Origin of the sequence: Pseudomonas sp. MM227 (genome assembly GCF_947090715.1) — a bacterium.
GTDB lineage: Bacteria > Pseudomonadota > Gammaproteobacteria > Pseudomonadales > Pseudomonadaceae > Aquipseudomonas > Aquipseudomonas baltica.
Genome location: NZ_OX352319.1, coordinates 1,646,497 through 1,660,973 on the forward strand (window position 1 = coordinate 1,646,497; position 14,477 = coordinate 1,660,973).

Here is a 14,477-nt window from a genome sequence, read left to right on the forward strand (position 1 = left end):
GCCCCGGCCTGGCTCGATCACTTGGCGGCAGTGACTCGCCAGATCTTGTTGCCCACATCGTCGGCAACCAGCACACCGCCCTTGTGGTCGGGCAGTACCGCAACCGGGCGACCCATGGCTTTCTCGTCGCCATTGAGGAAGCCACTGAGCAGGTCGATGGGCTGGCCGCTCGGCTTGCCATCCACGAACGGTACGAACACCACTTTATAGCCGCTGTGCGGCTTGCGATTCCACGATCCATGCTGGCCGATCAGTGCGCCCGTGGTGAAGGGGGCAGGCAATCCGCTGCCGTCGGCGAAACTCAAGCCCAGCGATGCCGTATGCGGCCCGACTGCATAGTCCGGCGCGATGGCCTTGGCCACCAGTTCGGGATTCTGCGGCTCGACGCGTACGTCTACATGCTGCCCGTAATAGCTATAGGGCCAGCCGTAGAAACCGCCATCCTTGACCGAGGTGATGTAATCCGGCACCAGGTCGCTGCCGATCTCGTCGCGCTCGTTGACCGCCGTCCACAACTTGCCGGTCTTGGGTTGCCAGGCCATGCCGTTGGGGTTGCGCAGGCCGGAGGCGAAAATCCGGTGCTGGCCCGTGGCAGCATCCACTTCCCAGATTGCTGCGCGGCCTTGTTCCTGATCCATGCCGTTCTCGCCCACGTTGCTGTTGGAGCCAACGGTGACGTACAGCTTCTTGCCATCTGGGCTGGCGATGACGTTCTTGGTCCAGTGGTGGTTGAGCGTGCCGCCCGGCAGGTCCACGACTTTCTCGCCCGCGCCGCTGATCGAGGTGGCGCCATCGGTGTATTTGAAGCGCAGCAGCTTGTCGGTGTCCGCCACATAGAAATCGTTGCCGACCAGGGTCATGCCGAACGGCGAATTGAGGTTGGCAATGAAGACGGTACGGGTCTCGGCCACGCCATCACCGTCCTTGTCGCGCAGCAGCGAAATCCGGTTGGCGCTGGGCACGCCGGCGCCCGCCCGGCTCATCACCTTCTCCATGACGAAGCCGCGAATACCCTTGCTGTCGTCAGGCTTGGCCGGCGAGTTGGTTTCCGCCACCAGCACGTCACCGTTGGGCAGCACGTAAAGCCAGCGCGGGTGGTCCAGGTCTGCGGCGAATGCGGCCACCTGGGTGCCGGGCGCCGCCGTTGGCTTGCCACCTTCGGGCCAGCCCACCGCCGGCGCGATGTTGACGGTAGGGATCAGGGTCTTGTTAGGCTCGGGCAGCTTGGGCGAGGGGCCCGTCCCGTCGCTGACCTGCAATGACGATGTTTCGCCACAGGCGGCAAGGCCGGCAGCCAGCAGGATCAATGTAGCGAGGCGGGTCTTGTGCATGGTCGGGCTCTCTGAGGTTTTGTTCACAGAAGGTAGAGGCACTGGCGGTTGGCAAGGTTCAACCGCGTTGCCGATCAGCGGCAGCAGGGGATCAGGTGCTGCGGATCAATTGACGCTCCTGGCTCAACCCTCTAACCTGCGCGGCTGTTCCAGGTGCTCGGCGATCGGACGATCCAGACGAGTGAAACAGGGAAGCCGGTGCGCAGCGTTCGACGCGCCATCCCGGCGCTGCCCCCGCAACGGTAGACGAGTCAAGGCTGCACACGATGCCACTGAAGTGATTCGGGAAGGCGTGCGGCCTGGGTGTGTACAGCCCCGCTCGTGAGCCCGGAGACCGGCCTGGTCCACCTTTACGGCACGCTGCAGGGCCGGCGCTCATTCTCGGGCGTCGTTGCGCCGGGCCGTGCCCTGACCCATGTACTGTCGCGCGGGGAGAGCGGCATTGACGTTCACTGTTCGGCCAGCCGGCCGCGGTGTCGCGTCGATGCTGCCTGCGTGCAGGTGTAGCGGAGAGCCACCATGAACGAAACGACCGAACGCGACGCACGTCACCTGGCGCGCATGCTGCGCAAGAAAGCCGTGATGGACGAACGCATCGCCAATTCTCCCAACGAATGTGGCTTGCTGCTGGTGCTCAGCGGCAACGGCAAGGGCAAGAGCAGTTCCGCGTTCGGCATGCTCGCGCGAGCCATGGGCCACGGCCTGCAGTGCGGCGTGGTGCAGTTCATCAAGGGGCGCAACAGCACCGGCGAGGAACTGTTCTTCCGGCGCTTTCCCGAGCAGGTGCGCTACCACGTGATGGGTGAAGGGTTCACCTGGGAAACTCAGGATCGGCAGCGAGACATCGCGGCGGCCGAGGCTGCCTGGGACGTCTCCAGGCAGCTGATGAGCGATCCGGCCATTGGCCTGGTGGTGCTCGACGAACTCAACATTGCCCTCAAGCATGGTTATCTCGACCTGGACACCGTGCTGCATGATCTGCAGGCACGTCCGCCCATGCAGCATGTGATCGTCACCGGTCGCGGGGCCAAGCCCGAGCTGATCGAACTGGCCGACACAGTCACCGAAATGGGTGTGGTCAAGCATGCGTTCCAGGCCGGCATCCGTGCCCAGAAGGGCATCGAGCTATGACCGAGCCGCGCCAGTGTCCGGCGGTGCTGATCGCCGCCCCGGCCTCCGGGCAGGGCAAGACCACGGTGACTGCCGCCCTGGCGCGCCTGCATCGCAATCAGGGGCGGCGGGTGCGGGTGTTCAAGTGCGGCCCGGACTTTCTCGATCCGATGATCCTCGCTCGCGCCAGCGGCGCGCCTGTCTATCAGTTGGACATGTGGATGGTCGGCGAGCAGGACAGCCGGCGGCTGTTATGGGAAGCGGCGCAGGAAGCCGACATCATCCTCATCGAAGGCGTCATGGGCCTGTTCGACGGCACGCCGTCCAGCGCTGACCTGGCGCGTCATTTCGGCGTTCCGGTGCTGGCCGTGATCGATGGCACCGCCATGGCGCAGACGTTCGGCGCTCTTGCCCTGGGCCTGGCCTGTTACCAACCCGATCTGCCGTTCGCCGGCGTCCTGGCCAACCGGGTCGGCACGGTGCGTCACGCGCAACTGCTCGAGGGCAGCCTGACCCAGGGTCTGCGCTGGTACGGCGCGTTGTCCCGGGAAACCGGGATCGAACTGCCGAGCCGCCATCTGGGGCTGGTCCAGGCCAGCGAGCTCAACGACCTGGATACCCGCCTGGATGCCGCTGCCGCCGCCCTGGCCCAGACCTGCCAGGTGGCCTTGCCGCCTGCGGTCACCTTCGCCGCCCCGGTCGAACGCTCGGTGGCGCGCCTGCTCGATGGTGTGCGCCTTGGTGTGGCCCGCGATGCCGCGTTCGCCTTCGTCTACGACGCCAGTCTGGATGTGTTGCGCGACATGGGCGCCGAGCTGGTGTTCTTCTCGCCGTTGCACGACCTGCGGCTGCCGCCATGCGACAGCCTGTACCTGCCCGGTGGCTACCCCGAGCTGCACCATTTGGCGCTCGCCGCCAACGTTTCGATGCTCGACGATATCCGCGCTCACCATGCCGCGGGCAAGCCGCTGCTGGCCGAATGTGGCGGCATGCTCTACTTGCTCGACGCGCTGACCGACGTCGAAGGGGCCCGCGCGCAACTGCTGGGTCTGCTGCCCGGCGAAGCAGTCATGCAGAAGCGTCTGGCGGCCCTGGCCTTGCAGGCGGTCGAGCTGCCGGAGGGGGTATTGCGCGGGCACACTTATCACCACTCGCTGACCAGTACCGAGCTGCAGCCGATTGCTCGTGGCGTCAGCCCCAATGGCGGTCGCGGCGCCGAGGCGGTTTACCGCCAGGGACGGATGACCGCCTCTTACGTGCATTTCTATTTCCCGTCCAATCCGGCGGCGGTGGCCGCACTGTTCGCGCCCGATGATCGCGCGCCTGCAGCCGGGCATCGGGCGGCGTCATGAGCGAGCCCTACAGCGACAGCGAGCGCGCCGCCATCTACCGAGTGATCGCCGAACGCCGCGACATGCGTCACTTCGCCGGCGGCAGCGTCCCCCCGGAGCTGCTTGCGCGGTTGCTGGCGGCCGCCCACCAGGGGCCCAGCGTCGGCCTGATGCAGCCCTGGCGATTCATTCGCATCAGCGACGCGGGTGTGCGCGGACGCATCCAGGCGTTGGTCGAGCAAGAACGACTGCGCACCGCACACGCCATGGGCGAGCGTTCGGACCAGTTCATGCAGCTCAAGGTCGAAGGGATCGCGGACTGCGCCGAAGTGCTGGTTGCGGCGCTGATGGACGATCGCGAGCGCCATGTGTTCGGCCGCCGGACCTTGCCGGAAATGGACCTGGCCTCGGTGTCCTGCGCCATCCAGAACCTGTGGCTGGCGGCGCGCGCCGAGGGTTTGGGCATGGGTTGGGTGTCGCTGTTCGATCCCCGTGCACTGGCCGAGGTACTGGGCATGCCCGCTGGAGCCAAACCGGTGGCGGTACTGTGCCTGGGGCCGGTCGAAGGCTTCTACGATGCGCCGATGCTGGAACTTCAAGGCTGGGCTGCCCCCCAGCCGCTCGAACACATGCTGTACGAAAACCAATGGGGAAAATCGTTGTGAGCATTGCGTTGATGACGGCGGCCGGGGTGGCGCTCGATGCCCTGTTGGGCGAGCCGCGCAGGCACCATCCGCTGGTTGCCTTCGGCCGTCTGGCCAACCGGATCGAAGCACGTTTCAACAGCGCCGGGCGTGGCTGGCGCAGCCACGGTGTCACCGCCTGGTTCCTGGCCGTGGTGCCCCTGACCCTGTTGGCGACATTGCTGTCCTGGCTGCCGCTGGTCGGCTGGCTGGTGGAGATTGGCGCGCTGTACCTGGCGCTGGGCATGCGCAGCCTGGGGGAGCACGTGATGCCCGTGGCCCAGGCTCTGCGCAGCGACGACCTGGCCAGCGCTCGTCAGCGTGTCGGCTATCTGGTCAGCCGGCAGACCGATGAGCTGGACGCCGAGGCAGTGGCCCGGGCCGGCACCGAATCGGTGCTGGAAAACGGCAGTGATGCGGTGTTCGCGGCGATCTTCTGGTTCGTCGTGGCCGGCGCGCCCGGGGTTGTCCTGTATCGCTTGAGCAACACGCTGGACGCCATGTGGGGCTACCGCAACGAACGCTTCGAGCGTTTCGGTTGGGCGGCGGCGCGGATCGACGACCTGCTCAACTACATCCCGGCGCGCCTGGTTGCGCTCACCTATGCCGTGCTGGGCAAGACCCGCCTGGCCTTGCGCTGCTGGCGCCGGCAGGCACCGCAGTGGGACAGCCCCAACGCCGGCCCGGTGATGGCGGCAGGGGCCGGCGCATTGGGCGTGCAGCTGGGCGGTCCGGCTATCTATCACGGCGAGCTGCATCAGCGGGCCGTGCTGGGCGAGGGTGCGCCGGCCGATGCCGACAGCATCGAGCGCGGCTGGAACCTGGTCCAGCGCGGCGTGTGGCTGTGGCTGTTGGTGCTGTGTCTGGGAGGCTTGCTCGATGCTTGAACACGGAGGGCGCTTGCGCCAGGCGGTGCTCGAATACGGTATCGCCGAAGACGACTGGGTCGACCTGTCCACCGGTATTGCGCCATGGGCTTTCCCCCTGCCCGAGATCACGGCGCGCGCCTGGGCGCGGCTGCCGGAAAACGAAGACGGCCTGGAAGACGCCGCGCGCAGCTACTATGGCTTCGCGCACGTGCTGCCGGTGCCGGGCTCGCAAGCGGCCATTCAGACACTGCCACGCCTTCGTCGCAGTGGTCGGGTAGGGGTGCTGTCGCCGTGCTACGCCGAACATGCCGAGGGCTGGCGACAAGCGGGGCATGTGGTACGCGAAATCAGCGAAGACGAGGTCGAGCACTTCATCGACAGTCTCGACGTGCTGGTCGTCGTCAACCCGAACAACCCCACTGGCCGGCTGTTGTCCGCCGACTGCCTGCTGGCCTGGAATGCGCGTCTGAACAGCCGGGGCGGCTGGCTGGTGGTCGATGAAGCGTTCATGGACAACACCCCGCGTGCCGGTCTGGCTCGCTACGGCGTACAACCTGGGTTGATCGTGCTGCGCTCGTTCGGCAAGTTCTTCGGGCTGGCGGGTGTACGGCTGGGCTTTGTCCTCGGCGAGCCGCGCCTGCTGCGCTTGCTGGCCGACCTGATCGGGCCTTGGGCAGTGAGCGGACCGACACGCCAGCTGGGGCAGGCCTGCCTGCTCGACCAGCCGTCGCAGCAGGCGCAGATCGCCCGCTGCGCCGCCGCCAGCGAGCGCCTTGCCCAATGCTTGCGGCGCCACGACCTGGCGCCACAGGGCGGCTGCGCACTGTTCCAGTCGGTGGCGTACGAAGGGGCCGAGCGCCTGCAGGATTTCCTCGCCCGTCGCGGCATCCTCGTGCGGCTGTTCAAGCAGGACAGCCGCCTGCGCTTCGGCCTGCCTGCCCGCGAGGGCGACTGGGCACGACTCGAATCCGCCCTGGGCGAGTATCGCAAGGAGCATGCATGAGCACATTGATGGTTCAGGGCACCACGTCCGATGCAGGGAAAAGCACGCTGGTCACCGCGCTGTGCCGCTGGCTGACCCGTCAGGGCGTGGCGGTGGTGCCGTTCAAACCGCAGAACATGGCCCTCAACAGTGCGGTGACTGCCGACGGCGGCGAGATCGGTCGTGCCCAGGCGGTGCAGGCCCAGGCCGCGGGTCTGCAGCCGCATACCGACATGAACCCGGTGTTGCTCAAGCCCAACAGCGACACCGGCGCCCAGGTGATCATCCACGGGCGCGCCGTGACCAGCATGAACGCCGTCGCGTATCACGACTACAAGGCCATCGCCATGCAGGCGGTACTGGCTTCGCACCAACGCTTGAGTGGCCGCTACGAGGTGGTGATGGTCGAAGGGGCCGGTTCACCGGCCGAGATCAACCTGCGCGCCGGCGACATCGCCAACATGGGCTTCGCCGAGGCGGTGGACTGCCCGGTGCTGCTGATCGCCGACATCAACCGCGGCGGCGTGTTCGCCCATCTGGTTGGTACCCTGGAACTGCTTTCGCCGACTGAACAGGCGCGGGTTCAGGGCTTCATCATCAATCGCTTTCGCGGCGACATCGCCTTGCTCCAACCCGGCCTGGATTGGCTGGAGGCCCGTACCGGCAAGCCGGTGATCGGTGTGCTGCCGTATGTCATGGACCTGCACCTGGAGGCCGAGGACGGCCTGGATCGGCGTCAGTCAAGCAAGGCCGACAAGGTGCTCAAGGTGATCGTGCCGGTCTTGCCGCGCATCAGCAACCACACCGATTTCGACCCGCTGCGCCTGCACCCGCAGGTCGACCTGCAGTTCATCGGCGTGGGCGATGACATCCCCCCGGCCGACCTGATCATCCTGCCCGGCTCGAAGAGCGTGCGGGCCGACCTGGCCCACCTGCGTGCCCAGGGCTGGGAACAAGCGATCGCCCGCCACCTGCGTTATGGCGGCAAGGTGCTGGGCATCTGCGGCGGGCTGCAGATGCTCGGCACGCGCATCGACGACCCGCTGGGCCTCGAAGGCGCTGCCGGTTCCAGCGCGGGCCTGGGCCTGCTGGAGTTCACCACCGAACTGCAGGCGCAAAAGCAGCTGCGCAACGTGACCGGCCAGTTGACCCTTGAACAGGCCGCCGTCAGCGGCTACGAGATCCATGCCGGGGTGACCACCGGGGCGGCGCTGGATCATCCGGCGGTGCAATTGAGTGATGGTCGCCGCGACGGCGCGATCAGTGCTGACGGGCAGATTCTGGGGACTTACCTGCACGGCTTGTTCGAAGCGCCGCAGTCATCGGTGGCCTTGCTGCGCTGGGCGGGGCTGGCCGACGTGCAGTCGGTGGATTACCACGCGTTGCGCGAGGCCGACATCGAGCGCCTGGCCGACCTGGTCGAGCAGCACCTGGACACCGCGCGCCTGCGCGAGCTGTGCGGCTTGCCTGGGGGAGGTGCCTGACATGCTGCAACTGATCCTCGGCGGTGCCCGCTCCGGCAAGAGCCGCCTGGCCGAACGGCTGGCCACCGACAGCCAGCTGCACGTCGTATACATTGCTACCAGCCAGCCGGTGGATGGCGAGCTTGACCAGCGGGTGGCCTTGCACCGCGAGCGCCGTCCCGATCATTGGGGGCTGGTGGAAGAGCCACTTGCTTTGGCCGACGTGCTGCGTGCTCAAGCGCGCAGCGATCGCTGCCTGTTGGTTGACTGCCTGACCCTGTGGCTGACCAATCTGCTCATGCTCGACGAGCCCGAGCGCTTGAAGGCAGAGCGTCAAGCTCTGCTGGAAACACTGCCTGGCCTGCCGGGACACATCCTATTCGTCAGCAACGAAACCGGCCTGGGCGTCGTGCCGCTGGGTGAACTGACCCGGCGCTACGTCGACGAGGCAGGCCTGCTGCACCAGGCCTTGGCCGAACGCTGCGAGCGAGTGGTGTTCACCGTGGCCGGCCTTCCCATGGTATTGAAAGGACCTGCGTTATGAACTCAGCCTGGTGGCTGCACACTGCCCGTGCCGCCGATGCCCGCATTCATCGCGAGGCGCTGGAGCGTCAGCAGCAGTTGACCAAGCCGGCGGGCTCGCTCGGCGCGCTGGAACAGGTGGCCGTGCAACTGGCCGCATTGCAAGGGCGGCTCAAGCCCTCGGTCGAGCAGGTCTGGATCTCGGTGTTCGCTGCCGACCACGGCATCGTCGCCGAGGGCGTCTCGCCCTATCCGCAGGAAGTCACTGCGCAAATGGTGCACAACTTCGTCAACGGCGGTGCGGCCATCAGCGTATTGGCCCGCCGCCTGCAGGCACGCCTGGAAGTGGTGGACCTCGGTACCGCGACGCCGCTGGGCGATCTGCCTGGCGTACAGCATGTGCGGATCGCTGCCGGTACGCGCAATTTCATCGACGCGCCGGCGATGAGTGTCGAGCAGGGTACGCAGGCACTGCAGGCCGGTCGCGACAGTGTGCTGCGGGCGAAAGCCAGCGGCACCGAGCTGTTCATCGGCGGTGAGATGGGCATTGGCAACACCACGTCGGCCACCGCGCTGGCCTGCGCCTCGCTGGCGTGCGCCGTGGTCGATCTGGCCGGGCCGGGCACCGGTCTGGACGCCGCTGGCGTGACCCACAAGGTGCAGGTCATCGAGCGCGCCTTGAAGGCCCATGCCGGGCTGCCCGACGAACCACTGCAGCGCCTGTTCTGCTACGGTGGCTTCGAGGTTGCCGCGCTGGTCGGCGCCTACCTGGCCTGTGCCCAGGAGGGCATCGTGGCACTGGTGGATGGTTTCATCTGCAGTGTCGCGGCGCTGTTGGCGGTGCAGTTGAACCCGTCCATCCGGTCTTGGCTGCTGTTCGCTCACAACGGCGCCGAACCCGGCCATCGCCATGTCCTGGCAGCCCTCGAGGCGCAACCGTTGCTGCAACTGGGCTTGCGCCTGGGCGAAGGCAGTGGCGCCGCCTTGGCCGTGCCGCTGTTGCGCCTGGCGTGCGACCTGCACGAGCAGATGGCGACCTTCGCCGAAGCGGCTGTCGCGGACCGTCCGGCATGATCTTGCACCTGGATCTGCTGCGCCATGGCGAAACCGAGATCGGCGGGTTTCGCGGCAGCCTCGATGACGCCCTGACCGAGCGCGGTTGGGCCCAACTGCACGCGGCGGTTGCCGACCGTTCCGGTTGGGACCGCATCGTCAGCTCACCGCTGCAGCGATGCGCACGCTTCGCAGAGGTGCTGGCCGGACAGCGCGGACTGCCGCTGACCTTCGAAGGCGGTCTTCAGGAGCTGCATTTCGGCGCCTGGGAAGGCCTGAGTGCGGCGCAATTGATGCAGACCGACGAAGCCGGTCTGGGGCTGTTCTGGGACGACCCCTACGCCTTCACGCCACCCGACGGCGAGCCCATGCTGGATTTTTCCGCGCGCATCCATGCCGCGTTGCGCAGGTTGCACCTGCAATATCCGGGCGAGCGGTTGCTGCTGGTGGTGCACGGCGGGGTCATGCGCCTGTTGCTGGCCGAAGCACGCGCCCTGCCACGCGAACAGCTGCTCCAAGTCGAGGTCGGACACGCTGCCTTGTTCAGTGTGGTGATGGCAGCCGACGGCAGCCTGAGCGAGCCGTCCTGAGCATGCTGCCGTTCTGGATCGCCTTGCAGTTTCTCAGCAGCTTGCCGGTGCGCCTGCCCGGTATGCCCAGTCCAGAGGCTTCCGGGCGCTCGCTGTTGTTCTATCCTGCCGTGGGGCTGCTGTTCGGCGTGCTCTTGTGGGCCGCCAGTGCGCTGCTCGCCGGAACGCCAGTGCTTCTGCACGCCGCGCTGTTGCTGGCGCTGTGGGTGGTGCTCAGCGGTGGCCTGCACCTGGACGGTCTGGCGGACAGCGCCGATGCCTGGCTGGGCGGATTCGGCGACCGCGAACGCACCTTGCTGATCATGAAGGACCCACGCAGCGGTCCCATGGCCGTGGTGACGCTGATGTTGGTGCTGCTGCTCAAGTTCTGTGCGCTGCTGGCCTTGCTCGAGCAGGGCCAGCAGGCCGCGCTGATGCTGGCCCCGATACTGGGGCGGGCCGCCATGCTCGGCCTGTTCATGACCACGCCCTACGTGCGCGCTGGCGGGCTGGGCCAGGCCCTGGCCGACCACCTGCCGCGTCGTGCCGGCGCCTGGTTGCTGGCAGGCGTGGCACTGGTCAGCCTGGCGTTCTGCGGGGTTTGGATCAGCCTGCTGGTGCTGGCTGGCTTCGTGGCGCTGCGACACCAGATGATCAAGCGTTTGGGCGGCACCACCGGCGACACCGCCGGCGCCATGCTCGAGTTGCTCGAACTGTTGCTGCTGCTGGGCGCTGCGCTGTAGAACCTGCCTCGCAGATGGTTGCATGCGGCGCTGCCTGTCGGCGATGAACAGGCATACAATCGAGCGGCCTGTCCCCTCATGCCCGGAGCACACAATAATGACATCGGTATGGCGTACCAGCGGCTGGGTCCTGCTCGGCGCAGCCCTGATCCTTGCCCTGTCCCTGGGCATTCGCCACGGCTTCGGGCTGTTCCTGGCGCCCATGAGTGCGGAGTTCGGCTGGGGCAGGGGCGTATTCGCGCTGGCCATCGCGCTGCAGAACCTGATCTGGGGCCTGGCCCAACCCTTCGCCGGCGCCCTGGCGGATCGCTTCGGCGCCGGGCGGGTGGTTGCGGTGGGTGGTGTGCTCTACGCGGTCGGCCTTGGCTGCATGGGGCTGGCCAACTCCGAGTTGAGCCTGAGCCTCAGCGCTGGCCTGCTGATCGGCCTGGGGCTCTCCGGTACGTCGTTCTCGGTGATTCTGGGCGTGGTCGGGCGAGCCCTGCCCGCCGAACACCGCAGCATGGGCATGGGGATCGCCAGTGCAGCCGGCTCGTTCGGGCAATTCGCGATGCTGCCCGGCACGCTCGGCCTTATCAGTTGGCTGGGCTGGTCGACGGCCTTGCTGGTGATGGGCGTACTGGTGGCGTTCATCGTCCCCCTGGTACGCATGCTCAAGGACCGGCCACTGCCAGCCCAGGCCCACGATCAGAGCCTTGGCCAGGCGCTGCGTGAGGCGTGCGGCCATTCAGGGTTCTGGCTGCTGGCGCTGGGCTTCTTCGTCTGTGGTTTCCAGGTGGTATTCATCGGTGTGCACCTGCCGTCCTACCTCGTCGACCAGCACCTCCCGGCAAGCGTCGGCACCACGGTTCTGGCGCTGATCGGGCTGTTCAACATCTTCGGCACCTACATCGCCGGCTGGTTGGGTGGACGCATGTCCAAGCCGCGTTTGCTGACCGCCTTGTACCTGATGCGCGCCGTGGTGATCGTGCTGTTCCTGTGGTTCCCTGTCACTACCGTCAGCGCCTGCCTGTTCGGCATGGCGATGGGGCTGCTCTGGTTATCCACCGTTCCCTTGACCAACGGTACCGTCGCAACGCTGTTTGGCGTGCGCAACCTGTCGATGCTCGGCGGCATCGTGTTTCTCTTCCACCAGCTGGGGGCGTTTCTGGGGGGCTGGCTGGGCGGCCTGGTGTACGACCAGACCGGCAGCTATGACCTGGTCTGGCAGCTGTCGATTGCGTTGAGCCTGCTCGCCGCTGCGCTCAACTGGCCGGTGCGCGAACGCCCCGTTGCCCGGCTGCAGGCGCAGGGAGCGAGCGCATGAGCAGGCTCCGCAGCGTGCAACTCGCCATGGCATGCGCACTGGCCGCGCTGCTGGGTCTGGCGTGGTGGGGCTGGCAGCAGGGCGGACTGGCCCTGCTGCAAATGAACATGAGCCTGTGCTGACGTCACACATGAAAAAGCCCCGAACCGGTCGGGGCTTTTCGTATTACCTGATCGATCAGAATCGATAGGTCACTGAAGTACCGAAGCCATGTGCGCTGTTCTCGTACTTGGCCTGGTAGGCACCCTTGGTGGCGCTGACCAGATTGATCTTCGTGTCTTCTTCCTTCAGGTAGGAATAGGCGAAGTCGAAGGTCAGGTCGTCCGTCGGGCTCCAGCCAGCACCCAGGCTGAGGATGGCGCGGTCGCCCGTCGGGATGCGTGGCGAACGGTTGGTGTTGTTGGTCGGCGACTGGTCAACCGAAAAGCCCGTGCGCAGTGTCCACTGTTTGTTCAGTTTGTAGGCGGCGCCCACGGCATGGGACCAGGTGTCGTGCCAGTTCTGTTCTTCGGTGATGGTGCCGATCGATGGGCGCAGCGCGGCAGGCACGCCTTCGTTCTCGACCGAGATTTCCTTCAGGCGGCTCCAACGGGTCCAGGTGCTGCCTGCGTACAGGGTCCAGTCCTGGTTGAGTTCGTGGGTGACCGAGAAGTCCATCGACTCAGGCGTGTCGATGTCCAGCGATGCATCGTACTTGCTGCCGTTGAACGGCCCGAACCCCGAACCTTCGACCTTGGTATGGCCGTCCAGCTTGTACTTGACCTTGGAGTGGTAGGTCAGGCCCACGCGGGTATCATCAGTGGCCTGAACGAGCACGCCGACGTTGAAGCCCACGGCGGTATCGTCGCCCTTGATCTTGACTTCGCCGTCGTTGCGGCCTGGCGTCGCGCGGTTCAGCGCGGCCGACGTCAGCTCGCCTTCAAGGCGGTTGAAGGTAGGACCGAAGCCGATCGACACACGCTCGTTGAAGGCATAGCTGACGGTAGGCTGCAGCGTGACGACCGCCACATGGCTCTTGTCGCCCCAGTAGCGGCCGGCAAAACCACTTTCATAGTCGGTGACCAGACCGAAAGGCGCGTACAGACCGAAACCGACGGTCCAGTTGTCATCCAGGGGTTTGACGTAGTAGCCCATGGGTACACCGACGAACGGCACCATGTCGCCGTCGTTGCTGCCGCCGAAGGTTCCACGGCCGCTGATGTCGGTCTTGGCGACGATGGCCGCCGCGCCGACGCTGACCTGTTCACGTTTGATGCGGGACATGCCGGCAGGGTTGCCATAGACAGTGCTGGCGTCCTCGGCGGACGACGAGCGACCGGCGAAGCCGGTACCCATGCCGCTGATGCTTTGTTCATTGAGGGCGAAGCCGGCAGCGAAAAGCTGGCTGGATGCCAGGGTGACAGCGAAGCCGAGAGTGGTCTTGAGCATTGGTCTTTTCATTGTTTTAACTCTAGGGGGGCACTGAGGCGCAAGCTACCAACATTTTCACTGCAACGCTATAGCCTGAAACACTCTGGCTAGAGCGGTTTTGTAGGACAATCCGACCAGAATTTACGGGCGCCCGAATGCAGCTTCCAGGGGCCGCGTATGCGTCACGCCTGTGCCATGGGCGCACGCCGGTGCCTGGTAGATTCCACGCAGCTGTCTAGCTCGGGCAAGACGGGGTCATTGGCGTGCAGAAAAATGACGTCAGATTTTCGATTGCGCGGCAGTGGGCGACGCGCGGTGGTCCTTCGGCCGGACTGGCGAACTGTAATGTGCGTTTACAGTTGCATGCATCGACGGCATGCCAAGGCCTGCGCGTCCCTTGAATCGCAGGCATGAAAAAGCCCCGACGGGTCGAGGCTTTTCTATACATCACATCGTGGTGCATCGTTGCAGCGATCAGGCAACCAGGGCCTGACGCGTACGGTCGATCACGGCCTGCAGCGGTTCGGCACTGGAGTACTGTTCCGGGTACAAGCGCTCGCTGTGACGGGCGATACCGTGCTCATTGACGATGGTGAAGCTGAAGCAGCCTTTGCGCGCGGCCATGATCAGGCAGTTCATCGGAGCGAAGGCGTGGGTGAGGGTGCGGATGGCATCCTGGGTCTGGATATGAGTCATGTTGTTGTATGTTCCTGCAATGGTCACGACTTGGAGCCGTGATCGATAAAAACGTTCCAGTAGCGCGGGCCTTTGGGCCGGGCGAAGAACCTGTCTGGAACAAGACAGCCAGTGAACAGCGCTTTATCGTTTTGGCTGTTGGGCTGACTGGTAGGTACTTAGGAGGGCAGGCAACATTCCGGGCTAAGGTTCGGGGCCCTGGATGCAGATCCTGATCAATCGTAGGTTGGTCGGGGCAGAGTAATTCGCTTGATGCCGGACTTGTTCGCAAGTCGGGGAGCGTTACCTGGAGACCATCATGTTGGTCGAGCCCGTGTGAACAGGGTGGTCGACCTGAATTGACTTTCAGCTTGGTACTAACGGGTCGAAGACTATCGCATCGGCTATGAGAAGCGCAAGCGATATTCCG

Annotated in this window: 15 protein-coding genes and 1 riboswitch; of the genes, 12 read left to right on the forward strand and 3 right to left on the reverse strand. The window is 65.7% G+C overall.

The genetic code is table 11. The features are described 5' to 3' along the window. Window positions 1-17 precede the first annotated feature (17 nt). Window positions 18-1,331, reverse strand: coding sequence for a sorbosone dehydrogenase family protein (locus ONG87_RS07510; RefSeq protein ID WP_264382546.1), 1,314 nt, complete (start codon window positions 1,329-1,331; stop codon window positions 18-20). 134 nt (window positions 1,332-1,465) lie between these two features. After that, window positions 1,466-1,689: riboswitch (cobalamin riboswitch) on the forward strand. A 161-nt stretch (window positions 1,690-1,850) separates the two neighbouring features. Between ONG87_RS07510 and cobO the strand changes: the two genes are divergently transcribed. The 12 genes from cobO (at window position 1,851) to ONG87_RS07570 (ending at window position 12,084) form a co-directional block, all read left to right on the forward strand. Continuing rightward, the gene (gene cobO, locus ONG87_RS07515; protein WP_192057433.1) at window positions 1,851-2,462 is read left to right on the forward strand and encodes a cob(I)yrinic acid a,c-diamide adenosyltransferase; all 612 of its coding nucleotides are present in this window, start codon (window positions 1,851-1,853) and stop codon (window positions 2,460-2,462) included. Then, the gene (locus ONG87_RS07520; protein WP_264382547.1) at window positions 2,459-3,793 is read left to right on the forward strand and encodes a cobyrinate a,c-diamide synthase; all 1,335 of its coding nucleotides are present in this window, start codon (window positions 2,459-2,461) and stop codon (window positions 3,791-3,793) included. The genes cobO and ONG87_RS07520 overlap by 4 nt, the downstream gene beginning before the upstream one ends. Continuing rightward, complete coding sequence (bluB, locus tag ONG87_RS07525) at window positions 3,790-4,437, forward strand: 5,6-dimethylbenzimidazole synthase (RefSeq protein ID WP_264382548.1); 648 nt, start codon at window positions 3,790-3,792, stop codon at window positions 4,435-4,437. The genes ONG87_RS07520 and bluB overlap by 4 nt, the downstream gene beginning before the upstream one ends. Then, window positions 4,434-5,342: an adenosylcobinamide-phosphate synthase CbiB gene (gene cbiB / locus ONG87_RS07530; RefSeq protein WP_264382549.1), complete on the forward strand. Its 909-nt coding sequence runs from the start codon at window positions 4,434-4,436 to the stop codon at window positions 5,340-5,342. The genes bluB and cbiB overlap by 4 nt, the downstream gene beginning before the upstream one ends. Further along, window positions 5,335-6,327 (forward strand): threonine-phosphate decarboxylase CobD, encoded by a 993-nt coding sequence (gene cobD / locus ONG87_RS07535; protein ID WP_122478901.1) that lies wholly within the window; start codon window positions 5,335-5,337, stop codon window positions 6,325-6,327. The genes cbiB and cobD overlap by 8 nt, the downstream gene beginning before the upstream one ends. Further along, window positions 6,324-7,790: a cobyric acid synthase gene (locus ONG87_RS07540; protein WP_264382550.1), complete on the forward strand. Its 1,467-nt coding sequence runs from the start codon at window positions 6,324-6,326 to the stop codon at window positions 7,788-7,790. The genes cobD and ONG87_RS07540 overlap by 4 nt, the downstream gene beginning before the upstream one ends. 1 nt (window position 7,791) lies before the next feature. Next, entirely contained in the window at window positions 7,792-8,313 is a 522-nt protein-coding gene (gene cobU / locus ONG87_RS07545) for a bifunctional adenosylcobinamide kinase/adenosylcobinamide-phosphate guanylyltransferase (RefSeq protein ID WP_185793742.1), read from the forward strand. Further along, a complete protein-coding gene (gene cobT / locus ONG87_RS07550) occupies window positions 8,310-9,365 on the forward strand; it encodes a nicotinate-nucleotide--dimethylbenzimidazole phosphoribosyltransferase (protein ID WP_264382551.1) in 1,056 nt (351 codons plus the stop codon). The genes cobU and cobT overlap by 4 nt, the downstream gene beginning before the upstream one ends. After that, window positions 9,362-9,934 carry an alpha-ribazole phosphatase family protein gene (gene cobC, locus ONG87_RS07555; RefSeq protein ID WP_264382552.1) on the forward strand — a complete coding sequence of 191 codons (573 nt, stop codon included), beginning with the start codon at window positions 9,362-9,364 and terminating at the stop codon, window positions 9,932-9,934. Before cobT ends, cobC begins: the two co-directional genes overlap by 4 nt. 2 nt (window positions 9,935-9,936) lie before the next feature. Continuing rightward, window positions 9,937-10,656 carry an adenosylcobinamide-GDP ribazoletransferase gene (locus tag ONG87_RS07560; protein ID WP_264382553.1) on the forward strand — a complete coding sequence of 240 codons (720 nt, stop codon included), beginning with the start codon at window positions 9,937-9,939 and terminating at the stop codon, window positions 10,654-10,656. A gap of 97 nt (window positions 10,657-10,753) precedes the next feature. After that, window positions 10,754-11,962, forward strand: coding sequence for an MFS transporter (locus tag ONG87_RS07565; RefSeq protein WP_264382554.1), 1,209 nt, complete (start codon window positions 10,754-10,756; stop codon window positions 11,960-11,962). Next, window positions 11,959-12,084: a hypothetical protein gene (locus tag ONG87_RS07570; protein ID WP_264382555.1), complete on the forward strand. Its 126-nt coding sequence runs from the start codon at window positions 11,959-11,961 to the stop codon at window positions 12,082-12,084. The genes ONG87_RS07565 and ONG87_RS07570 overlap by 4 nt, the downstream gene beginning before the upstream one ends. A 55-nt stretch (window positions 12,085-12,139) precedes the next feature. Here the strand turns inward: ONG87_RS07570 and ONG87_RS07575 are convergent, their stop codons facing one another. After that, window positions 12,140-13,402, reverse strand: a complete 1,263-nt coding sequence (locus ONG87_RS07575) for an OmpP1/FadL family transporter (RefSeq protein ID WP_264382556.1) — start codon at window positions 13,400-13,402, stop codon at window positions 12,140-12,142. Between the two features lie 444 nt (window positions 13,403-13,846). After that, window positions 13,847-14,068, reverse strand: coding sequence for a hypothetical protein (locus tag ONG87_RS07580; protein ID WP_122478886.1), 222 nt, complete (start codon window positions 14,066-14,068; stop codon window positions 13,847-13,849). Window positions 14,069-14,477: the final 409 nt, after the last annotated feature.

Excerpts from the sequence above, each read along its gene's own strand:
- ONG87_RS07520 (WP_264382547.1), top strand. The coding sequence starts at position 2,459 with ATGACCGAGCCGCGCCAGTGTCCGGCGGTGCTGATCGCCGCCCCGGCC.
- cobD (WP_122478901.1), top strand. The coding sequence starts at position 5,335 with ATGCTTGAACACGGAGGGCGCTTGCGCCAGGCGGTGCTCGAATACGGT.
- cobU (WP_185793742.1), top strand. The coding sequence starts at position 7,792 with ATGCTGCAACTGATCCTCGGCGGTGCCCGCTCCGGCAAGAGCCGCCTG.
- ONG87_RS07570 (WP_264382555.1), top strand. The coding sequence starts at position 11,959 with ATGAGCAGGCTCCGCAGCGTGCAACTCGCCATGGCATGCGCACTGGCC.
- cobO (WP_192057433.1), top strand. The coding sequence starts at position 1,851 with ATGAACGAAACGACCGAACGCGACGCACGTCACCTGGCGCGCATGCTG.
- ONG87_RS07580 (WP_122478886.1), bottom strand. The coding sequence starts at position 14,068 with ATGACTCATATCCAGACCCAGGATGCCATCCGCACCCTCACCCACGCC.
- ONG87_RS07560 (WP_264382553.1), top strand. The coding sequence starts at position 9,937 with ATGCTGCCGTTCTGGATCGCCTTGCAGTTTCTCAGCAGCTTGCCGGTG.
- ONG87_RS07565 (WP_264382554.1), top strand. The coding sequence starts at position 10,754 with ATGACATCGGTATGGCGTACCAGCGGCTGGGTCCTGCTCGGCGCAGCC.
- cobT (WP_264382551.1), top strand. The coding sequence starts at position 8,310 with ATGAACTCAGCCTGGTGGCTGCACACTGCCCGTGCCGCCGATGCCCGC.
- cobC (WP_264382552.1), top strand. The coding sequence starts at position 9,362 with ATGATCTTGCACCTGGATCTGCTGCGCCATGGCGAAACCGAGATCGGC.
- ONG87_RS07510 (WP_264382546.1), bottom strand. The coding sequence starts at position 1,331 with ATGCACAAGACCCGCCTCGCTACATTGATCCTGCTGGCTGCCGGCCTT.
- ONG87_RS07540 (WP_264382550.1), top strand. The coding sequence starts at position 6,324 with ATGAGCACATTGATGGTTCAGGGCACCACGTCCGATGCAGGGAAAAGC.
- ONG87_RS07575 (WP_264382556.1), bottom strand. The coding sequence starts at position 13,402 with ATGAAAAGACCAATGCTCAAGACCACTCTCGGCTTCGCTGTCACCCTG.
- bluB (WP_264382548.1), top strand. The coding sequence starts at position 3,790 with ATGAGCGAGCCCTACAGCGACAGCGAGCGCGCCGCCATCTACCGAGTG.